Genomic DNA, 21998 nt, shown 5'->3' with positions numbered 1-21998 from the left:
CGCCCGCCGACCGACGAGCCAGAGGAGTTCGCACATGCTGACCCTCCTCGTCGTGTTCACGCTCTCCGCGCTGCTTCTGCCGCTTCTCGTGAAGTGGATCGGCGCGCGGGCATTCGCAGTGGCGGCTCTTATTCCCGCAGCGGCATTCGTTCATGCAACGCTTCTGATGCCGACCGTCATCGCCGGGGCATCCGATGCGGCACGCATCCCCCAGCAATCGGTCGAGTGGATCCCACAGCTCGGGATAACCCTGTCGTTCCGTATGGACGTTCTCAGCTGGGTGCTGACGCTCATCGTCACGGGTGTCGGTGCCCTTGTGCTTCTGTACTGCCGCTGGTACTTCGATTCCGAGAAGCCCGAGCCAGGCCTCGGTCAGTTCGCCGCGGTGCTTCTCGCTTTCGCCGGGGCGATGTACGGTCTCGTGCTCACCGACGACTTCGTGCTGCTGGTCATGTTCTGGGAGCTCACGAGCATCCTCTCCTACCTCCTGATCGGGTACTACAACCGCCGCGGCGCGAGCCGACGTTCGGCGCTGCAGGCCCTGCTCGTCACAACCCTCGGCGGACTCGTCATGTTCGTCGGTGTGGTGCTCCTCGTGGTGGACACCGGAACGACGAGCATCACGGAGATCCTCGAGCTCGCCCCCACGGGGCCACTCATCGACGCGGCGATTGTCATGATCCTGGTGGGGGCGCTCAGCAAGTCGGCGATCTTCCCCTTCCACTTCTGGTTGCCTGGCGCCATGGCTGCACCGACTCCCGTCAGCGCCTACCTGCATGCCGCCGCCATGGTGAAGGCGGGCATCTACCTGATCGCGCGCCTCGCTCCCGTCTTCGCCCTGTCGGGTCCGTGGCGTCCGGTCGTGATCAGCCTCGGCGTCCTCACGATGCTGATCGGCGGGTATCAGGCATTGCGTGAGACCGACTTGAAGCGCATCCTCGCGTTCGGCACGGTGAGTCAGCTCGGTCTGTTCACGGTCGTGATCGGTTACGGAACTCCGGATGCGGCCCTCGCCGGCCTCGCTCTCGTGATCGGTCACGCGCTCTTCAAGTCGGCGCTCTTCCTCATCGTCGGCGTCATCGACCGTCAGCTTTCCACGCGTGACGTGAACGAACTCTCGGGTGTGGGACGCCAGGCGCCGGTCATGGCGACAGCTGCCTTCATCGCGATCTGCTCGATGGCCGGCGTCGCGCCGACGATCGGCTTCGTCGCGAAGGAGTCCGCGCTCACTGCGCTCCTGCACGATGCACAGCTCGGATCCCCCTGGGGACTCGTGGCCTTCGTGGGAGTCGTTCTCGGCGCAGTGCTGACCGCGGCCTACGGCGCTCGTTTCCTGTGGGGTGCGTTCTGGCGCAAGAAGGATTCCGCGGGCGAATATATTCCCGAAACGGCATGGCCCGATCCGCCGTTCGGATTCCTCGTCGCGCCCGTGATCCTGTCGGGTCTGTCGCTGATCGGTCTCGCGGCTCCGCTCGTCGATCACGCACTGCAGGGCTATGCCCGCACGTCGACGATTCCCGCGTACGACGGCTCTCCGCTCGAACCCGGGCATCTCGCGCTGTGGCACGGCCTGGAACCCGCGCTCTTCATCTCCCTGCTGGCGATCGCGCTCGGTATCGGGCTGTTCGTCCTCACGCTGCGCCTCGGCTGGAGCAGTCGCAACAGGCTGCTCCCGTTCACGGCGATCGACGGCTACTACCTGGTGGTGCGCGGTATCGACCGGCTCTCGGTGCTGACGACCACGTTCACCCAGCGAGGTTCGCTTCCGGTGTACGTCGGCACGATCTTCGTGGTCGTCGTGGCCGCCGAGGCGACGGCGCTGTTCGCGAGCGGTCCGGCTCGCGCAGAGCTGAGCGCTTGGCACACCCCGATCCAGCTGGTGGTCGCGCCGATCATGATCGCCGCAGGAATCATCGCGGTCCGTGCCCAGAAGCGCTACACCGGCGTCGTGCTCGTCTCGGTCACGGGTCTTGGCATGGTCGTGCTGTTCGCGACCAGCGGTGCACCCGACCTCGCGCTCACGCAGATCCTCGTCGAGACCGTCACGCTCGTGACGTTCGCGCTCGTGCTGCGTCGACTGCCCGCGCGCATGGGCGAGCACAACGCGTCCGTCGGACGCATCCCTCGCGCCGTGCTCGGCGCATCCGTCGGCGTCACGATGGCGCTGGTCGCGATCGTCGCGACGAGCGCGCGCATCGCCGAGCCCATCTCCGTCGCCTTCACCGAGCTGGCCTATGAGCTCGGACACGGGAAGAACGTCGTCAACGTCGCACTCGTCGACCTCCGCGGGTGGGACACCATGGGTGAGCTCTCCGTTCTCGTGCTCGCGGCGACAGGTGTCGCATCCCTCGTCTTCGTCACACATCGTGACGATCTGCTCTCCAGCACCAAGAACCTGCCGGACGCCTCGCGGCGCGTCCAGGCGCGCATCCCGCTGGTCGAGACGACTGAGGGTCTGCGCTTCCGCACGGCGGAGAACCGCGACGCCCCGCGCGCCTGGCTCGTGAGCAGTCAGCACGTCGACCCGCAGAATCGCTCGATCCTGCTGGAAGTCATCGTGCGCGTGCTCTTCCACACCATCATCGTGGTGTCGATCTTCCTGCTCTTCGCCGGACACAACCTGCCGGGCGGCGGCTTCGCCGGCGGTCTCGTCGCGGGCATGGCGCTCGTCATGCGCTACGTGGCGGGCGGGCGCTGGGAGCTCGGTGCTGCCGCTCCCACAGACGCCGGACGTCTGCTCGGCGCAGGCCTCATCCTTGCCGTGGGAGCCGCGGTCGTGCCGCTCTTCTTCGGCGAAGCGCCCCTCACGAGCACGTTCTGGGAGGCGACGCTTCCGGTCATCGGGCACGTCGAGTTCGTCACGTCGACGATCTTCGACATCGGTGTCTACCTCGTCGTCATCGGCCTCGTGCTCGACGTGCTGCGCAGCCTCGGCGCTGAGGTCGATCGCCAGGCGCACGCGCAGCGCACGCGAGGGGTGGGTGCCTGATGGATGTCTCGCTCACGCTCATCGTCATCATGGCGGTGCTGTTCGCCTGCGGTGTCTACGCGATGCTCGAACGCAGCCTCACGCGCGTGCTCATCGGCTTCCTGCTGCTGGGCAACGCCACGAATCTGCTTCTGCTGATCGTCATGGGCGTCCCCGGCGTCGCACCGTTCTACGGCGCCGAAGGCACGGTCAGTGATCCGCTGCCTCAGGCGCTCACGCTCACGGCCATCGTCATCACCTTCGCGGTCTCGGCGTTCCTGCTCGCCCTCATCTACCGCTCCTGGCAGCTCGGCCAGGCGGACACGGTCGAGGACGACGCGGACGACCTCGCGCTGCGTGAGCGCACGGACGCCGAAGAAGACCTCATGGATGACGAGATCGACACCGACGACGACGACGCGACCACCGACTTCGTGGGTGTCGACACGGCGCCGATCCGCGTGCTGCACAGTCGGGATCTTCCGTGGATCGTCGACGATGCTCCGGTCGATTCCGCGGATGCGGCGCCCGTCGCGGCCCGCGAGGCGGAACCCTCACCGGCGGACGCATCCGCTCCTGAACCCGCCGAGCCCGAGGCATCCGCCCCTGACACCCCCGAGGAGGACGCGCGATGAGCGCCCTGGTTCCCCTCCTCGTCACGATCCCGCTGCTCGGTGCGGCGGCGACTCTCATCTTCGGCAAGCGACTGCGCCTGCAGGCGACGGTCTCGATCGTCACGCTCGCCGTGGTCTCGGTGATCGCCGCGGTGCTGCTGGTTACGGTCGACGCTCACGGTGCGATCGCCGTCTCCGTCGGCGGGTGGCCTGCCCCGTTCGGCATCGTGCTCTACGTCGACCGACTCGCCGCACTGCTCGTCCTCATCTCGAGCATCGTGCTCCTGGCCGTTCTGCTCTTCTCGATCGGTCAAGGTGCCGCCGACGGCGCCGAAGAGACCCCGATTTCGATCTTCAACCCGTCGTACCTGATCCTCGCAGCGGGAATCTTCAACGCCTTCATCGCGGGTGATCTGTTCAACCTCTATGTCGGCTTCGAGATCCTGCTGGTCGCCTCATACGTGCTGATCACCCTCGGCAGCACCGAGTCGCGCATCCGCACAGGCGCCGTGTACATCGTCGTCTCGCTGGTGTCGTCGATCCTGTTCCTCGCCGCGATCGCCGTGATCTACGGCGCGCTCGGCACGGTGAACATGGCGCAGATCGCACAGCGGATGAGTGAGCTGCCGCAGGAGACGCAGCTTGTGCTGCACCTGCTGCTCGTCGCAGCCTTCGGCATCAAGGCCGCGATCTTCCCGGTGTCGTTCTGGCTGCCGGACTCCTATCCGACGGCGCCCGCGCCCGTCACCGCCGTCTTCGCCGGCTTGCTGACGAAGGTCGGTGTCTACGCGCTGATCCGCACCGAGACGCAGCTGTTCGCCTCCAACAGCATCGACACGCTGCTGCTGATCATCGCCCTGGCGACGATGATCGTCGGGGTGCTCGGCGCGGTCGCGCAAGCCGAGCTCAAGCGGATCCTGTCGTTCACGCTCGTGAGTCACGTCGGGTACATGATCTTCGGTCTCGCGATTGCGACACCTGCCGCGATCGGCGCCACGGTGTACTACATCGTGCACCACATCGTCGTGCAGACGACGCTCTTCCTCGCGGTGGGCCTGGTCGAGCGCAGGGCGGGCAGCACCTCGATCCTGAGGGTCAAGGGGCTCATGCGTGCCGCGCCTCTCATCGCCGTGCTCTACTTCGTGCCGGCGATCAACCTCGGCGGCCTGCCGCCGTTCTCCGGATTCATCGGAAAGTTCGCCCTCTTCGAAGCGGCCGCCTCCGTCGGCACCCCGCTCATGATCGTGCTGATCTTCGGCGGCATTATCACGTCGCTGCTCACGCTCTACGCGCTCATGCGCGCATGGAACCTCGCGTTCTGGCGCGAGGATGACGACACCTCCGACGCGGAAGCCGGGGGCCACACGGCGTTCCTCGGCACGGCCCCGGCCGCCGATGACGAATCTCAGCGCCGCCGCATCCCTGTCATCATGACCGTCGCCACGGGCGGCATGGTCGCGGTGACCCTCGCGCTGACGATCTTCGCCGGGCCGCTCTACGCCCTCTGTGACCGGATCGGCGATGCCCTGCTTCAGCCCGTTCAGCTCGTCTTCGCAGACGAGGAGGTCGGCGAATGAGCCCCGAGATGCGCTCGCCCTTCTGGCGCGACATCTGGCTGCAGGTGCCGTTCCTCCTCTGGCTGGTGCTGCTGTGGATGCTGCTGTGGGGGCAGTTCACGGTGCTGTCGTTCCTGACGGGAATCATCGTCGCACTGTTCGTGACCCGCGTGTTCCGACTGCCGACGATCGAACTGTCCGGGCGCGTCAACCTCTGGTACACGGCACTGTTCATCGTGCAGTTCCTCGCCGCGGTCGTGCGCGGTTCGATCACGGTCGCCGCGCAGGCGCTGAATCTGCGCCGCCACCCGGGCACCGCGATCATCGCGGTGCCGCTGCGGTACGCCGATGACATGATCATGACGCACGTCTCCGTGACGTCGTCACTCATCCCCGGGTCGCTCGTCGTCGAAGCCGATCGCGACCGGCGCATCCTCTATCTGCACATCATCGGCGTGAACTCACGGGCGGACGCCGACCGGCAACGCGACGATGTGCTGCGCTGGGAGCGCCGCATCGTGCGGGCACTGGGCTCCCCTGCGCAGTATCGCGCTCTGCGCGCGGATGAGAGCGCGGCTCGAGCCGCACGAAAGGAGAGCGTCTGACATGAACACCCTCCTGCTCATCATCATGATCGTCTTCGGCATCGCCGCGATCCTCACCGTGGTGCGGATCGTCATCGGTCCGTCGATCCTCGACCGCGCCGTGGCATCCGATGTGCTGCTCACCGAAGTGATCTGCGTGCTCGGAGCCGAGATGGCGATCAACCAGCACATCCGCACGCTTCCGGTGCTGCTGATCGTCGCCGCGGTCGGCGTCTTCGGATCGATCTCCGTCGCACGGTACGTCGCACGAAGGGACAACACGACCTCATGAACGTGTTCGACCTGGTCATCCCTGATCCCGTGATCGATGTCGCGGTGCTTGTGCTCATCCTCGCGGGCGCACTGCTCTGCCTGACGGCCGCGATCGGCCTGCTGCGCTTCTCCGACGTGCCGACGCGACTGCATGCCGCAACGAAGCCTCAGGTGCTCGGGCTGCTGCTGATCTGTCTGGCGATCGCGCTGTCGCAGCGCTCGCTCGTCGGAATCGTCACGGGCATCGCGCTCGTGGTGCCCGTGGTGCTCATGCAGTTCGCGACCGCACCCCTGTCGGCGCACATGGTCGGGCGGCAGGCCTACCGCAACGGCACGATCGACGAGCGCTCGCTCGTGGTCGACGAGCTTGCAGAGTCGCGCGAGACGCCGCCTGCCGCAGGCGGCTGACGCGCCGTCTCGCGGGACGGGTGGGCCCCGGGGGTGGTTGTGTTGAGGCCCGTTGCCCGCGCGGCAAACAACTCCTTCAGTTCTGTCGACGCCGCGCGGGCCACCCGCGGTTTTCCGTCAGCTCACACCTGTGCAGGCCACAAATTGAAGGAGTTGTGTCCGCCTGGGGTGTTCTGCACAACGGTCGTCCTCCCCGCCTCGTCCCCAGTTCGCGGAGTTGGCCACTTCGGCACCCGCCCACCGCACAGAGACTGCGCCTATGCGTCAGTCACACCAACAACACTTCCTCGCCCTGTACCGGCCGATGGTCTACAGTCGAGCCGACCTGAGGGCGCAGGGAATGACCCCGAGGCGCATCGCGAACGCTGTGCGCGCGGGTGCGCTGATCCGGATCCGCCGCGATCGATATGCGTCCGCGGACCTTGACGCGCATGTGCGTGAGGCCGTTCGTATCGGCGGCCGCCTCTCGTGTCTCTCTGTACTGCAGCAGCTCGGCGTTTTCGTGCACCGCTCACGAGGGCTGCACGTGCATATCGTTCGGGGCGGGTCGCGGTTGCGGACTCCGCGGGCACGTTCGACGACTCTGCACTGGCATCCCGCCATTGAACAGGCTGGACTTCTGCATGTGGCGTCGCTCATCGACGTGGTCCGTCACGCCGTGCGCTGTCAGGAGCCGCGTGCGGCGTTGGCGACGTTGGACAGTCTGCTCTTTCTGGGGCTCATGACGCGTGAAGACCTCATCGAGGTCTTCACCACCGTCCCGCGCCGGTTCCGTTCCCTGCTCGCGCTCGCCGACGGGTCGGCGGAGTCCGGTCCGGAGACCTTCGTGCGTCTGATTCTTCGTGCCTTGAGCGTGCCGTTCGAGACGCAGGTAAGGATTCCCGGTGTGGGACGGGTGGACTTCGTGGTTGACGGGTGGTTGATCATCGAGTGCGACAGCCGGGAGTTCCATGCGGGGTGGGAGCAGCAGGTGGCGGATCGTGGGCGTGATCTGGCGGCCGCGCGTCTGGGATACACGACGGTGCGACCGCTTGCTGCGGACATCATGGATCACCCAGATCGACTCCGCCTGGCGCTGATCGACATCCTTGATGCACGTGCCGCTGTCCGGTAACCAACTCCTTCAGTTTCTGCCCCCGGAGTGCCCAACTCGCGAAAAGACGCGACACTGCCGTGGCTGTCACCGCAAATTGAAGGAGTCACACCCGCTCGGCGAACTCCAGGATGAGCCGCGTGGCAGGTTCGGCATCGCTGATCAGCGTTCCGTGCCCGTGATCCGGGATGACCTCGAGCTGCGCTCCGGGGATCGCATCGACGATCTCGCGGCACCAGCTCATCGGGGCGAGCGGGTCACTCTCGCCGCGCAGGACGAGGGTGGGCTGCGTGATCCGCGCGTAGGCGCGCTCGGCTTCGTGCACGATCGTCGCGCGCATCTTGCGGATCAGGTGCGGCCCGCCGCGCAGATACTCGCGTGCGCCGCGCCAGATCACGAGCGGACGCTCGCCCATGAGATCACGGAGCAGGTAGGTCGCCTGTGCGCGGATGCTGCGGGCGGCGGTGTTCACGGTAGGCCCGGCGAGCACGACGCCGGAGACGAGGGCACGATGGCGGCCGGCGAGCTCCGCGGCGATCTGTGCGCCCATCGAGTGGCCGATGACGATGACGTCCTCCGCCTCGGATTCGTCGAGGTAGGCGGCGACGAGGTCGGCGTGGCGTTCCATCGTGAGGGTGCGGATCGGCTCGGGGGCTTCGCCGAACCCGGGGAGGTCGAGGGCGATGACGCGCCCCTCCAACCGCTGCACGAGGTCGAGGTAGACGCTGCGTCCCATGCCGATTCCGTGCAGCAGCACGAACGTGTTGCGACCCGTGCCGAAGTCCTCTGCGATGAGGGTGGCTCCTGCGTGTGCGAACTCGACGATTGAGGCGGGCGCTCCAGCGGGCGCGAGCAGTCGTTCCGGCATGTCTCCACGCTAGTACGGGCGGGTTTGCGAACGCCTGAAGACAGGAATGTGGAAACCACGGATGCGCCGCAGCGGAGCCCGTCTCTAGCGTGGGCCGAACCAGTGTCGACGGTATGGCTCCCCCTGAATGTCGGCGCGGAGAACCAAGGAGACTCCTGTGAGACTGAATTCCCCATCCCGCCGTCGTCGCGGCATCGTCGGCGCTGTTGCCACGGTGGCGACGGCTGCGGCGGTCGCGGCCAGCGCGATCTTCATTTCGGCCCCCGTGGCGGCTGCGGAGCCGGGCGCGCAGCCCGCGCCTGCTGCGGCGACCGCGGGCACGGCGCAGTGGCTCACGGGCTACTGGCACAACTTCGACAACAAGTCCGTGACCATGCGTGTGAGCGAGATTCCCAAGGCGTACAACCTCGTCGCGATCGCCTTCGCCGAGAACCTGGCCGGCACGCCGGGCGGTGTGAAGTTCGATGTCGCGAGCGCCGAACTGGGTGGCTATACGAACGCGCAGTTCAAGGCAGATGTCGCGGCGGTCCGGGCTGAGGGACGCAAGGTCGTGCTCTCGGTCGGCGGCGAGAAGGGCAACGTCATCGTCTCGAACGCGACTGAGGCGAAGAACTTCGCCGACACCGTGTACGCGACGATGCAGGAGTTCGGCTTCGACGGTGTCGACATCGACCTCGAGCACGGCATCAACGCGCAGTACATGACGTCGGCGCTCCGTCAGCTCTCGGCGAAGGTCGGCCCGAGCCTGATCCTCACGATGGCGCCGCAGACGATCGACTATCAGGCGACGTCGATGGGCTACTACCAGCTCACCCTCAACATCAAAGACATCCTGACCGTCACGAACACCCAGTACTACAACTCGGGCGCGATGCTCGGTGCAGACGGCAAGGTGTACTCGCAGGGTTCGGTCGACTTCCTGACCGCGCTCAGCGTGATCAAGCTCGAGATGGGCCTGCGCCCCGACCAGGTTGGCATCGGTGTGCCGGCGGTGCCGAAGGCCGCCGGTGGTGGCTACCAGCCGATTGCGAACGTCGTGAAGGCCGTCGACTGCCTGGAGACCGGCACGAACTGCGGCAGCTTCAAGCCGGCCAAGCAGTACGGCAAGATCGGCGGCGTCATGACGTGGTCGGTCAACTGGGACAAGACCAACAACTACGAGCTGGCGAACGTCATCGGGCAGCGTCTGGGCAGTGGCTCCGGCACCCCCGGTCCGACCGAGCCGACGGATGGCACGACCGACGGCACCACCGACGGCACCACCACCGACCCGGGAACGACGGACCCGGGAACGACCGACCCGACGGACGGCACGACCGATGGCACGACGGACGGCACGACGGACGGCACGACCGATCCCGGCAGCGTGAACTGCGTCTCGCCCGCCTGGTCGTCGTCGAAGGTCTACACGGGTGGCAACAAGGTCAGCCACAACGGTTCCGAGTACACGGCCAAGTGGTGGACGCAGGGTGACACCCCCGGCACCAACGCCGTGTGGAACCTCGTGGGTGCGTGTGACCCCGGCACAGGCCCGACGGATCCTGGCACCACGGATCCGGGCACGACCGAGCCGACGGGCACCACGTGCGCGCCCGCATGGGTCGCCGGCAGCGCCTACGTCGGCGGCGCGACGGTCAGCTACCAGGGCTCCGACTACAAGGCTCGCTGGTGGACGCAGGGTGAGACTCCGGGCTCCGCCACCTGGGGTGCATGGCAGCTGGTTGCCGCCTGCAGCTGATCGGTCGATAGAAGTCAGCGCCTCGCGCGGTCTGACAGCGGATGCCCCGGAGTCGCCTCTCCGGGGCATCCGGACGTTAAGGGCGGATGCCGCGCACGAACTCTCCGCCGTCATCTATGGGGCCGGTGTCAGTTTCAACGTGTCGACGGTCGCCTTCGTCACCGCCTCAGGGCTGAACGGCCAGGGCGACTGCTCCCCCTTCATCCAGGCCTCGGTCTGGTCTGTGTAGTGCGGGTGGAAGGCATGCCCGCTCGCGCCGGTCAGGTGATTCCAGGTGGACGCGTCGAAGTCGGACAGGTCGATGACCATCCGCATGGACGGGACGGTCGTCGTGGCGTACGACTCCCCGAGGCTCCAGCCTGTCGCGTTCACGACCGATGACCCGCCGCTCACCGGATATGGCCCGCGGTTGAAGAGCATCTCGATCGGAGCGATGCCGGACGTGCCCAACGTCTGATGCGTCAGCGTGATCGCGTGCAGCGAACCCCAGTTCCACAGCGCGGGTGCATCGCCCTGCAGACTCACCAGTTCGTCGTAGGCCTGTTCTGCCGAGAGCGCGAGCATCGCGTTGCGCCCGTCCACACCGATGGACTCGTTGGTCCACAGCGCCGCGGTCGGCTCATCCAGCAGTGCCGACACGACGGTGAACATGCGCGCCTGGCCGGTGGTCGGCAGCGGGTTCTCCCGCTCGGAGAACAGGTTCTGCGCCAGGCGCGACCACAGGACGTTCGCGTAGGCGGCCGCCGGAGATGATGCGTCGTTCTGGGCGTCCCACGCGCGCAGGAGCTCGATCGCCTGCTCCACTTCGGGGCGGTCGATCGGGACTCCGTCCAGCGCATCTACGAAGCGCGTGCCGATCCACATCTCACTGTCCATCTGGATCCGTCGCATGTCGTCCGCCGTCACCGGACCCTCCGCGATCGCCTGTTCCAGGAGGTCCACGATGCGCCCCGCGCGGTAGCCCGCATCCCAATCGCGTGAAAGGAAGTAGGCGTAGTCGTCCGTCACGATCGCGTTGTTGGCGGTGACGATGTACCCCTCGCTCGGGTTGTACGAGGCGGGCAGTTCCTCAAACGGAATGTATCCCGTCCAGTCGAAGGCGCTGAACCACCCGGGTTGCGGCACCCAGCCGTCACCCGCTCCTCGAACCGGGAGCCTCCCGGGTGCCTGGTAGCCGATGTTGCCGGCCGTGTCGGCGTAGATGAGGTTCTGTGCGGGAACGTCGAAGCCGGATGCTGCTGCGCGGAACTCGTCGAAGGTCGTGGCGGTGCCCAGCGCGAAGAGGGCGACGGCGGTGGTGCCCGGATCGAGAGCGGTCCAGCGCAGGCTCACCGCGTACTCGCCCGAGAGAGCGTCGGCGGATGCGTCGGGCGGGCCTACGACGGGAGGTGCGGACCCCGCCGCATCCGGTGCGGAGGGCTGCGTCGGAACCAGCTGCGGATCCTCCGCGATCGCCGTGAAGTCATCCGTGAGTCCGGAGATGATCGGGCCGTGCACGGTGCTGCGAATCGTGAGTGGAATGTCGTCTCCGCCTGCAACGGAGATTGTCTCCTCGCGAACCTCCAGCGGGGTCAGCGCACCGTCGCGCCAGTAGCTGTCGCCATCGACCTTCTCTATGTAGAGGTCGGTGACATCGGTCGTGAGGTTCGTGAAACCCCATGCCACCGTGCCGTTGTGGCCGATCACGATGCTCGGAAGCCCGGCGAAGGAGAACCCGGCCAGGTCGAACGGACAGTCGGTCGTCGCTGTCTCGCAGCGCAGCTGGATCTGGTACCAGACGGACGGCAGCGAGGCGCCCAGGTGCGGATCGTTCGCCAGCAGAGGCATCCCGGTGTCTGTCAGCTCGCCCGAGACCGCCCAGGAGTTCGACCCGATCCCCTCGCCCGTGTCGCCGACGAGCAGACTCACCGCTTCGATGACGTCGGTCGCTTCCGTCCAGGTCACCGCCCCGACCGCCGAGCCCCCTCCGCCGGCAGCGCTCTCTCCGGATGCGGAGAGTGGCAACACCGACAGCGTCGGCACGATCACCGGGTTGCGGTCAAACGGATACTCCGGATAGATCTGTCTGATCGTGTCGGAATCGACGGTCGCGGCGAGCAGCGCTCGCTCCGTCTCGCTTTCGACGTTGCCACGCAGATCCCAGGCCATCGCCTTCAGCCAGGCCACCGAGTCCGCAGGAACCCAGGGCTCCGGAGCATAGTCTGGATTCTGCATTCCGATCACGGCATATTCGAGGGAGAGCTCCGCGCCGGAGTGATCCGCCAGGTAGGCGTTCACGCCGTCCGCATACGCCTGGTAGTAGCCGAGGGTCGTCTCGTCCATCGCGGCGACCTCCTGCTCGGCCACGACCCGCCAGCCCAGGGTGCGCAGGAAGGCATCCGTGGCCACCTGCGATTCGCCGAACATCTCCGCGACCCGACCGCTCGTGACATGGCGCCGGAAGTCCATCTCGAAGAAGCGGTCCTGCGCGTGCACGAAGCCCTGTGCGTAGAAGAGGTCGTAGGAATTCTGGGCGGTGATCGTCGGCACCCCGCGCGCATCGCGCTGCACCATGACCTCGGAAGTGAGGCCCGTGAGCGGGATCTCGCCCGTCGTCTGCGGGAAGGAGCGCTGGATCGTCCACACCACGAAGAATGCCGCGCCGGTGGCGACGACGAGGAGCCCCGCGATGACGAGGAACGCAATCCGGCCGATGCGCGCGGCGATGCTCCGGGACGGTGCTGCGATGGGGATATCAGTCGACATCGGCGGAAAGTCCTCAAGTCTCGGTGGGACCGGGTATCGCGGAGTCCGGGTGCGCGTCTCGGGACAGCGCGCGCCCTGGCATCATATCCGCCACCGTCGCTGATTACATGAGCTTTGTCGACCGCAGTGCCGCGAGCATCTTCTGGTTGCTGCGGATGAACGGGCGTCGCAGCACCAGTCCCAGCAGCAGCGCCGGCACCGCGAACGATGCCAGCCATCCCAGCGACACCCAGTAGTCGTTCTCGTACACCCCGGCGATCGCCGAGCGCATCGCGTTGACGGCGTGCGTCGCCGGCAGGAACGGACTGATGCTCTGGAACCACTGCGGCAGCACCTGCAGCGGGTAGGCCCCGCCCGATCCCGATATCTGGATCACCAGCATGAGCACCGCGAGCGCTTTGCCGGCGTTGCCGAAGGTGACGACGAACGTGTAGATGATCAGCGTGAAGACCAGCGAGGTCACCCATCCGGCGAGGATCAGCAGGAAGGGATGCTGCGGCTGCACCTGCGTGAAGAACACGCTGCCGAGATTGACGAGCGAGCTCTGCAGGAAGCCGATGAGTGCGAAGATGCCGAAGCGTCCGAGGTAGGTCTCGGTCGGAGACAGATCGGGGAGCCCGGTCGAGCCGTCGCGCGGCGGATCGACTCGGATCGCCACCGAGGTGAGCAGCGCTCCCACCCACAGCGCGAGCACCGTGTACAGCGGCGTCATCGCGGCGCCGAAGCTTGTGACCGAGTACACCGGAACCCTAGTGAGCTCGACGGGCTCGGCGAGTTGCGTCGCGAGGGCCCTCGGGTCGGCGCCGATCAGCGCGGTGAGGTCGCTGAGATCACCGGTGTCGATCGCAGTCGTGAGGGCGGCGGCGAGTTCGTCGAAGCGGGCGGCCGTTGCGGTGAGCGAATCCGAGATGCCGGATGTCAGGGACTCTGCACGCGCCAGCGCCGATTCCGTCGACGAGGATCCGCGCAGAGCTCCCGCGGCGGACGACAGTTCGTCGCCGATGGAGTCCACCCCGCCGCTGATGCTCGCGAGGGTCGAGGCGAGCGCGTCGAGCTGGGGACGCAGGCTGTCGGTGTACGACCGGCGAGCGGCGTCGACGGCGGCCTTGGCCTCGGAGGTCAACGCCGTGATCTCGTCGCGGGTCGCCTGGCTGGTGGCATTCGCGTCCGTGATGCGCGTTGCCGCCTCGTCGAGGCGATCCTGCAGCGCCTGCTGCCTGGCGATCGCGGCGTCGATCCGCGACACGGATGCGTCGAAGGCGGCGAGGGCGCTGTCGGGAAGAAGTGGGCGCACGTCGTTCACGAGTCCGTCGCGCAGCGTCTGCTGCTGATCGACCTGCACCTGCACGCGGTCGGCGAGGGCCTGGATGCTGCTTGCCGCGCTGCTCGACTGCGAGTCCATCGCGGCGAACACGCCGTCGATGCTGTCGGACAGCGACTGGTAGCTGTCCGAGGTGCCCTTGAGCGCCTCGTCGATGGATGCGGTGGTCGAGGACAGCACGGCCTTCAGTGATGCGGCGGCATCCTTTCCGCCGATGAGCGCGCCGCTCGCGTCGCGCAGGGCGTCACCGGATGCCGTGACAAGACCGGACGCACTGTCGACCAGCGGCGTGCTGGAGGCGATCAGCGACGTGAACATGTCCGCCGTCGCAGCACCGGCGCGCAGCTGCGCCCCGACGGACTCGACGCGCGCGTGCAGCTTCGACAGTGCCGCCTGCGTGTCGGCGTCGTCCAGGTACGACGACAGCGAGCTGATGATGTTCATCCCCGCTTCGCCGAGGGTCTCGGTGAAGACCTCGTTGATGCTCGCCGACACCTCGCTTGCGCCCTGACCGGTGATCTTGGGAGCGAGCGCGTTCTTCTTCTCGTTGAGGTAGTAGTCGATGCGCGTGCGGTCGGCACCGCTCGTGTAGAAGGTCATCATGTCGGCGCTGAACGTCGGCGGCAGCACGATCGCGGCGTAGTACTCGCCGGAGCGGGTGCCGTCGATCGCGGCTTCCTCCGAGGTGATGACCCAGTTGAGATCGTCGTTGGCGCGCAGCGCCGACACGACCTGCTCGCCGACGTTGAGGCGAATCGGCACCAGATCGCTCTGGTAGCCGTCGTCGGTGTTCGCGACCGCGACGGTGAGGTTGCGGGTGTTGTCGAAGGGATTCCAGCTCGCGATCACGTTGAACCAGGTGAACAGCGACGGGATGACGACGAGTCCGAACAGCACGATGAGGGCCATGACGCTGCTCATCGCGCGCCGGATGTCGTGTCGGATGACGGCAAGGACGTTGTTCACTTCTCGTCCTCCTTCTCGTCCGGAAGTGCGGGGCTGTCTGCGTCGAGGTCGGCGCCCTCGTCCACATCCGGCACCTCAGGGAACAGCTCATCCAAGACGACGGTGTCATCGTCGGGCTCGGGCTCGGGCTCGGGCTCTGGCTCGGGCTCGGGCTCTGGCCCTGGATCGGGCTCCGGTGCGGGAACGTCAACACGATCGGGATGCGCGTCGACGGGTGCGGTGAGCAGCTCGCGCTCCCCGGAGCTCTCGACGGCGAGAGCGCGGCGCAGGTCAGCATCCGGCATCTCCGCAACCTCGGCCGCCCGCTCGATGCTCTGTCTCAGGTACTCGAGCGTGACGAGGAAGGCGATGAGCAGCAGGCACCAGAGCGCGCCGAGACCGAGCACGACGGCCTTCGCGCCAGGGATCAGCCACCCGCAGAGCGCGAGCACGACCAGCACACCGGCGCCGACGAGCAGCGTCAGGCGCAGCCGGGTCGCATACCGTTCGTCGAAGCGCCGCGTGCGACGCGCAACGTCGGCGCGGAACCCGTCTCCGTCCGTCAGTGCGCGGATGATCTCGGGGATGCGTCGCCGGCCGGTGATCTGCACGTCTTCGCTGACCATCAGCTCCGTCTCGGCGAGGCGCCGGTTGAAGAGCAGGGCGAAGCCGCCCAGGCGCCCCCGCAGGAAGAGTCCCAGGATCCAGGCCAGCCCGGTGAAGATCGCCAGCACTCCCATGAACCGCCACCAGTGGTCGCCGTAGAACCCGCTGATGGTCTCGCGCATCGCATCGATGCCATAGGTGAAGGGAAGGAACGGATACAGCCCGCGGAAGAAGTCGGGCATCATCTCGATCGGGTACAGGCCCGAGGCCCCGGGGATCTGGAGGATTACCAGCACGATGCACAGACCCTTGCCGACGATGCCGAAGCACACCGACAGGGCGTAGATGATGCTGAGGTACGCGAGACCGATGAGTATGCCTGTGCCGACATACGCGAGGGCATTCGCCGTCTGGACGCCGATCACGAGGTTGCCGATGCAGACCAGCGCGGCCTGGAACACGACGATCGTCGCGAACAGCAGCCATCTGCCGATGTATGCCTGCCGCACGGTGATGCCCTCGACGCCCTCGGTGTCGACCTCGACCCGCATGATCACCATCAGCACGAAGGCGCCGATCCACAGTGACAGGTTGGTGAACAGTGCGGCCATGGCGGAGCCGTACGCGGCCGTCGGGAACATCACTTTCGTGCTCACCTCGACGGGAGATGCCATGAAGCGCGCGATCTCGTCGGGATCGAGGCCGGTGACGATGCTGAGCTTGTTCCAGATCTCGGCCGACCCCAGCGCAAGCACGTCGGTGCGCACGGTGCCGAGGCCCGACTCGGCGGCGGCGAGGTTGCCGTCGAGCGCGGCGAGAGCATCGGAGGTCCCGGCGAGCTGCGTCTTCAGCCCGGACAGCAGGTTCTGCGCCTGCGCGACCTGGGTGCGCTGGGCGCCGAGGGCGGCTGAGAATGCGTCGGCGCTCGCCGAGAGCTGCGACATGGCGCGGTTCAGCTGCGGCACGCTCGTGGTGAGTGCATCGCGGATGGCGGTGGCCGATGCGGCGGCACGGCCGACGGCGCCGTTCACACTCTCGGCGGCGCCGGTGACCGCGGCGATGGTACTCGAGACGTCGGCGTTCAACTGCGTGAGCTGGTCGAGAACCTGCTGGTCGGCGGCATTGCGTGCTTTCAGAGCGTCGATCGCCGTGCTCAGCCGTTGTGCGGCCTCGGACCCCGGCGGGGCGTCGTCGAGGACCGTCTGCAGTTCATCGAGCGCTCTGGCGTTCGTCTCGGTTACGGCGGTCAGATCGGCGATCGAGGTGCCGACGGCGACATTCGCCTGCTGCAGGCCGGATGCCAGGGTCGCGATCGAGCCGTTCATCGTGGCGGCGGCATCGGCAATGAGAGTCGAACCCGAGACGTAGGCCGAGGTGATGCTGTCGGTGAGGGTGAGCAGTCCCTGCTGCGCCTCGTCCGCGATTCCCCGCGCCTGTGTCACGGCAGTCTGCACCTCGGCGAACGTGCGATCGACCGTGTTCAGGGCGTCGGATGCGCGGTCTATGCCGGTTCCGGCATCCTCGAGCCCCGATCGGAGCTCGGTCACGCCCTTCCGCGCTGCCGCGACCTCTCCGGTCGCCTTGTCGAGAGCGCTGACCGTCGAGTCGCGGGCGTCGCCGAGGCGATCTTCGACATCCACCCCTGCCTTCTTCAGCTGCGCGCTGATGGCCTCGGCGACCGTGGATACGAAGGTGCTGTTGATCTGGCCGTCGATCGTCGAGGCGCCGACGTCGGTGATCTTTGGCGCGATCGCGTTGGCCTTCTCGTTGACGTAGTACGTCAGTTCCGGATGGGTGATCTCCCCGGTTGTGATGCTCGTGAAGGCACGGCTGAAATCGGGCGGGATGATGATCGCCGCGTAGCTGCGTCCGCTGCGCACGGCGTCCATGGCCTCGTCCTCGTCGACGAAGGTCCATCCCAGTTGGTCGTTCTGCTTCAGCTGTTCGACGAGTTCGCCGCCGACGTCGATCCGACCGGTGAGTTCAGATGACGCCCCCGTGTCCTGATTGACGATCGCGACGCTGACCTGCTCGGTGTTCGAGTACGGGTCCCAGAACGCGACGATGTTGAACCAGGCGTAGAGCGAAGGGGTGACGATGACGCCGATGATGATGATCCACGCCTTGCTGACGCGGGCCAGTCGTTTGAGATCGCGGAGGTAGACGCTCCAGGCGTTGGGGCGAGCGGCGCTCATGGGGTGGGCTCCGCGATGTCCGGATGAGCGGTGAGAAGCTCATCGGCTTCGCGCCACGACAGTCCAGCGATGCTCAGGACGGTGCGCACAGCGATGTCGGCCGCTCCGCTGCTCGATGCGTCGGTGCGAGCGACGACCGTGCGCGCGACCTCTTCGATGAGCCGCGCCAGCGTGGGGGCGGCGATGTCGGTGCGGAAGGATCCATCCTGCTGCCCGCGCTGCACGAGCCGTGCCACGGCGCGGCGCAACGGCGCGAGAGCATCGGCCGTGTGCTCGACGTGTGCCTCGTCCAGAGCGAGTGCTGCGGCGAACTGCACATGCGCGGCCTCCTGCCACAGGCGTGCGGCGAGTCGGGCGAGGGCAATGCGGGAGTCGGAGTCGCTGATCGACTCGGCGATCACGTTGAAGCGCTGTGCACCGGTGACGATGAGCTCGCGGATCAGGGCATCGCGGTCATCGAAGTGGCCGTAGAGCGTGCGTCGGCTGAGTCCCGCGCTGCGGGCGATCACGTCGACGCTCGCGTACGGGTCGGAGGCCAGCGTGCTGCGTGCAGCGTCGAGGATTCCGGCGCGGTTGGCGCGGGCATCCGAGCGGGCAGGGCGGGAGGTCATCCGTCAATGATAGTTATGTTGCACATAAGTGTGCAACATCGTTCGTGAGCACAACGCGTGGAAGTGGGCCACAGGAAGGCGCGCCCGAGCCCGGAGCGTACAGAGAACGGGCCGGATGCTGCGCAGCATCCGGCCCGTTCTTCAGAAGTCAGTTCAGTCGGTGCCGAAGTCGAACGCGGCGCCCTCCGATGCGGTGTCGACGGCATCCGTCAGGGCTTCGTCGGCCTCGGAGACCGAGCCTTCGACGGCGCCGGTGATCTCGGCGGACTCACCCGCGGTCACGCGGCCGACGAGCTCGCCCGTTGCGCCGCCGACAAGACCCAGACCTGCGTACTGCTCGAGACGCGCACGCGAGTCGGCGATGTCGAGGTTGCGCATGGTGAGCTGGCCGATGCGGTCGACCGGCCCGAAGGCTGCGTCGCCGACGCGCTCCATCGAGAGCTTCTCGGGACCGTACGACAGGTTCGGCGAGACGGTGTCGAGGATCGTCCAATCATCACCGCGGCGGAGGCGGATCGTGACGGTGCCCGAGATCGTGAGACCCACCCAGCGCTGGATCGACTCGCGAAGCATGAGCGACTGCGGCTCCAGCCAGCGTCCCTCGTACATGAGGCGGCCGAGGCGGCGGCCCTGCTCGTGGTAGGTCGCGAGGGTGTCTTCGTTGAGGATGCCGTTGACGAGACGCTCGTACGCGATGAAGAGCAGCGCCATGCCGGGAGCCTCATAGATGCCGCGCGACTTCGCCTCGATGATGCGGTTCTCGATCTGGTCGCTCATGCCGAGGCCGTGGCGGCCGCCGATCGTGTTCGCCTCCATGACGAGGGCGACCGGGTCGGTGAATTCGGTGCCGTTGATCGCGACGGGGCGACCGGCCTCGAAGGTGACCGTGACGTCTTCGGTCTCGATCGCGACCGCGGGGTCCCAGAACTTCACGCCCATGATCGGGTCGACGGTCTCGAGCGAGACGTCGAGGTGCTCGAGAGTCTTCGCCTCGTGCGTCGCGCCCCAGATGTTCGCGTCAGTCGAGTACGCCTTTTCGGCCGAGTCGCGGTAGGGGAACCCGTGCGCGACGAGCCACTCGCTCATCTCCTGGCGTCCGCCGAGTTCGGTGACGAAGTCGGCATCCAGCCACGGCTTGTAGATGCGCAGGCGCGGGTTCGCGAGCAGACCGTAGCGGTAGAAGCGCTCGATGTCGTTGCCCTTGTAGGTGGATCCGTCGCCCCAGATGTCGACGCCGTCTTCCTTCATGGCGCGCACGAGCATCGTGCCGGTCACAGCGCGGCCGAGGGGCGTCGTGTTGAAGTAGGTCTTGCCGCCGGAGCGGATGTGGAATGCGCCGCAGGAGAGGGCGACGAAGCCCTCTTCGACCAGGGCGGTCTTCGCATCGATGAGACGTGCGGCCTCGGCGCCGTACTCGAGCGCACGGCCGGGGATCGAGGCGATGTCGTCTTCGTCGTACTGGCCGAGGTCGCCCGTGTAGGTGAAGGGCACAGCGCCCTTGTCGCGCATCCACGCGACCGCGACGGAGGTGTCGAGTCCTCCGGAGAAAGCGATGCCGACGCGCTCGCCGACGGGGAGGGACTGGAGGACCTTAGACATGGTTCCCAGTCTATCCGCGGTCGGCGTGTCGCAATTCCTCGAACGCGTCAGCGTCCGCGCTTGCGGCTCACCCAGACGACACCGGCGCGGATCGCGATGATCGCGGCGGCGATGCCGATGATGTACAGCACGACCACGCCGTATCCGGCGTCGAAATTGTGCGGGTTGAGGAAGGGGTAGGGGTACCAGTACGGCAGTCCCGTGGCGGGGGCGATGATGAAGTTCGCGCGGATCAGCGTGTATGCGCACCACACGATCGGGAACGCGACGATGACTCCGAGCGTTCCCCAGCCGAGCCGGCGGCGCTGTGGCGCGAACAGCACTTCCGCGAGCAGGATCAGCGGCCCGACGACGTGCAGGATCTCATTCGCCCAGGCCACGGTCTGTCCCTGCGGCAGCTCGACGCCGCGTAGCAGCACGTTGTAGACGACGCCCGTGACGATCATGTAGGTCGCGGTGCTCGCGATCAGCACACCCAGCCAGCGCGGTTCGACGTCGGCGCCACGGCCGACGGACAGCGCCCAGATCGCGGCGATCAGGAGTGCCAGGGCGCCCAGGATGTTCGACTCGATCGTGAAGAAGCTCAGGAAGTTCGCTGCCACGGTCGGCAGGTGCGATCCGTGCGGCGTGGGATCGGACAGTGCGTTGCCGAGGGTGACGGAGAGCTGGCCGAGGACTGCGGCGATGATCGCGGCGGCGCCGAGAAGGCGCACCACAGCCCACGCCGACGGCGTGAGGGCTGATGTGCGGGCGCGCTGCGGGCTCGCGATGTGGGCGGGTGAGGTCACGAAATCACTTTAGGGACTCAGATCCGGTTCTGGTGGGATTTCGTCGCAAAACTGCGCGAATCTGTCCGCCGAACGGGGGACAAGTGGAAAGAGTTTCGGAAAAGTCCGTAACAAACCTGTCGGCGAAGAACGGGGGGATGCTAGCTTCAACGCGTCGCGTCCAGACCTCGACTTCTTCGTGCCGGAAATGACGAGTGTGCAGGTCAATCATCGCCATTTAGGTGCGCCCAGATAAATGTCAGAAATCGTTCAGCATTCCGTTGTGATTCTTTCGCGAGAGGGCGCGGCCGCCGCCGAGGTCGGTGCCCTCGCCGAATCCAGGGTGCCGGTACTCGTCGTGGCGCACCTCTGCCGTCGACGAGGTGGTGACGCGATCATGATCGACATTCGTCTTTCGGCCATTGTCGAGGCGCAGATAGGAAATCGGCTCATCGACAATACATACTGCGCGCAAGAAGAGGCAAAAGTTCGATGTGCCGAATGGGCGCCAATTCATGACTTGACTCCCGATCGCATTTCGCAACGAGAAAAGCAGAGGCCGTCCACGGTGACCTCGTGCTGCTCGTTCTCCTCACCGCGATCTTGGCGGACATCTGGCTTCGCAGGCGATGCCCGGATCTCTGCCTGAGAAACAAGACCATCCCACGAGAAGAGGACGCCCCGGTGACGAAGACCGAGAAGAAGGCTGCGGATACGGCGGCGATGGTCGCCCTGTTCGGGACGATCCTGGTGGTGAGCATCGCGCTGGCACTCGCCACCGATCTGCACATCATCCTGCGGGCGGTGCTCTCGATCGTCGTGGGCGTGATCGCGGCCGCGGTCACCCATGCGGTCGTGAGCAACCGCAGGTAGGCGCGGGGAGAGCATCCATGACGAAATACGATGGGTGAGTGGTCGACAGGAGCCGAGGGAAGCGCGCACGAGGTGCCGCATTCATCGCTCTCTTCGTCGTGCTCGTCACGGTCAGCGTCGTGCTGGCCGCAACCGGGGTGCACGGCGTCGTCCGCGTGCTCGTGTCGCTCGTGCTCGCGGCGATCGCCGCATTCGTCACCTACAGACTGATGGCGCGGCGGCGCTGAACCCGCG

18 protein-coding genes are annotated in these 21998 nt (G+C 66.7%); 10 read left to right on the top strand and 8 right to left on the bottom strand.

Annotation, left to right across the window (positions count from 1 at the left end):
* Positions 1-34: 34 nt before the first annotated feature.
* The 7 genes from AC1REM_RS02910 (at position 35) to AC1REM_RS02880 (ending at position 7517) form a co-directional block, all read left to right on the top strand.
* Positions 35-2989, top strand: coding sequence for a Na+/H+ antiporter subunit A (locus tag AC1REM_RS02910; protein WP_492513248.1), 2955 nt, complete (start codon positions 35-37; stop codon positions 2987-2989).
* The gene (locus AC1REM_RS02905; protein ID WP_492513247.1) at positions 2989-3603 is read left to right on the top strand and encodes a Na(+)/H(+) antiporter subunit C; all 615 of its coding nucleotides are present in this window, start codon (positions 2989-2991) and stop codon (positions 3601-3603) included. Before AC1REM_RS02910 ends, AC1REM_RS02905 begins: the two co-directional genes overlap by 1 nt.
* Complete coding sequence (locus tag AC1REM_RS02900) at positions 3600-5159, top strand: Na+/H+ antiporter subunit D (RefSeq protein ID WP_492513246.1); 1560 nt, start codon at positions 3600-3602, stop codon at positions 5157-5159. Before AC1REM_RS02905 ends, AC1REM_RS02900 begins: the two co-directional genes overlap by 4 nt.
* Entirely contained in the window at positions 5156-5743 is a 588-nt protein-coding gene (locus tag AC1REM_RS02895) for a Na+/H+ antiporter subunit E (RefSeq protein ID WP_204938516.1), read from the top strand. Before AC1REM_RS02900 ends, AC1REM_RS02895 begins: the two co-directional genes overlap by 4 nt.
* A 1-nt stretch (position 5744) precedes the next feature.
* On the top strand, positions 5745-6014 hold the full coding sequence (locus tag AC1REM_RS02890; RefSeq protein WP_204938515.1) for an MrpF/PhaF family protein: 270 nt from the start codon (positions 5745-5747) through the stop codon (positions 6012-6014).
* Complete coding sequence (gene mnhG, locus AC1REM_RS02885) at positions 6011-6403, top strand: monovalent cation/H(+) antiporter subunit G (RefSeq protein ID WP_492513245.1); 393 nt, start codon at positions 6011-6013, stop codon at positions 6401-6403. Before AC1REM_RS02890 ends, mnhG begins: the two co-directional genes overlap by 4 nt.
* A gap of 340 nt (positions 6404-6743) precedes the next feature.
* The gene (locus AC1REM_RS02880; protein ID WP_492513244.1) at positions 6744-7517 is read left to right on the top strand and encodes an endonuclease domain-containing protein; all 774 of its coding nucleotides are present in this window, start codon (positions 6744-6746) and stop codon (positions 7515-7517) included.
* An 85-nt stretch (positions 7518-7602) separates the two neighbouring features.
* On the opposite strand, the gene AC1REM_RS02875 is transcribed toward AC1REM_RS02880, so the two are convergent.
* Positions 7603-8364 (bottom strand): alpha/beta fold hydrolase, encoded by a 762-nt coding sequence (locus tag AC1REM_RS02875; RefSeq protein WP_492513243.1) that lies wholly within the window; start codon positions 8362-8364, stop codon positions 7603-7605.
* A 157-nt stretch (positions 8365-8521) separates the two neighbouring features.
* On the opposite strand from AC1REM_RS02875, the gene AC1REM_RS02870 reads away from it, so the two are divergent.
* Positions 8522-10102: a carbohydrate-binding protein gene (locus AC1REM_RS02870; protein WP_492513242.1), complete on the top strand. Its 1581-nt coding sequence runs from the start codon at positions 8522-8524 to the stop codon at positions 10100-10102.
* 114 nt (positions 10103-10216) lie between these two features.
* Here the strand turns inward: AC1REM_RS02870 and AC1REM_RS02865 are convergent, their stop codons facing one another.
* The 7 genes from AC1REM_RS02865 to AC1REM_RS02835 form a co-directional block, all read right to left on the bottom strand.
* Positions 10217-12847 carry a penicillin acylase family protein gene (locus AC1REM_RS02865; RefSeq protein ID WP_492513241.1) on the bottom strand — a complete coding sequence of 877 codons (2631 nt, stop codon included), beginning with the start codon at positions 12845-12847 and terminating at the stop codon, positions 10217-10219.
* A gap of 103 nt (positions 12848-12950) precedes the next feature.
* Positions 12951-15134, bottom strand: a complete 2184-nt coding sequence (locus AC1REM_RS02860; RefSeq protein ID WP_492513240.1) for a YhgE/Pip domain-containing protein — start codon at positions 15132-15134, stop codon at positions 12951-12953.
* Positions 15131-17914 (bottom strand): YhgE/Pip domain-containing protein, encoded by a 2784-nt coding sequence (locus AC1REM_RS02855; RefSeq protein WP_492513239.1) that lies wholly within the window; start codon positions 17912-17914, stop codon positions 15131-15133. Before AC1REM_RS02855 ends, AC1REM_RS02860 begins: the two co-directional genes overlap by 4 nt.
* A complete protein-coding gene (locus tag AC1REM_RS02850; RefSeq protein WP_492513238.1) occupies positions 17911-18525 on the bottom strand; it encodes a TetR/AcrR family transcriptional regulator in 615 nt (204 codons plus the stop codon). Before AC1REM_RS02850 ends, AC1REM_RS02855 begins: the two co-directional genes overlap by 4 nt.
* A gap of 153 nt (positions 18526-18678) precedes the next feature.
* Entirely contained in the window at positions 18679-20124 is a 1446-nt protein-coding gene (argG, locus tag AC1REM_RS02845; RefSeq protein WP_492513237.1) for an argininosuccinate synthase, read from the bottom strand.
* Between the two features lie 47 nt (positions 20125-20171).
* Positions 20172-20912: a Pr6Pr family membrane protein gene (locus tag AC1REM_RS02840; protein WP_492513236.1), complete on the bottom strand. Its 741-nt coding sequence runs from the start codon at positions 20910-20912 to the stop codon at positions 20172-20174.
* A 238-nt stretch (positions 20913-21150) separates the two neighbouring features.
* The gene (locus AC1REM_RS02835; protein WP_492513235.1) at positions 21151-21408 is read right to left on the bottom strand and encodes a hypothetical protein; all 258 of its coding nucleotides are present in this window, start codon (positions 21406-21408) and stop codon (positions 21151-21153) included.
* Positions 21409-21575: 167 nt separating this feature from the next.
* On the opposite strand from AC1REM_RS02835, the gene AC1REM_RS02830 reads away from it, so the two are divergent.
* Entirely contained in the window at positions 21576-21764 is a 189-nt protein-coding gene (locus AC1REM_RS02830) for a hypothetical protein (protein ID WP_492513234.1), read from the top strand.
* Positions 21765-21802: 38 nt separating this feature from the next.
* Positions 21803-21991, top strand: coding sequence for a hypothetical protein (locus AC1REM_RS02825; protein WP_492513233.1), 189 nt, complete (start codon positions 21803-21805; stop codon positions 21989-21991).
* Positions 21992-21998 lie beyond the last annotated feature (7 nt).

The organism is Microbacterium sp. GW823-FHT02G05 (assembly GCF_058797175.1).
This window is presented reverse-complemented; position numbering and strand designations above follow the sequence as displayed.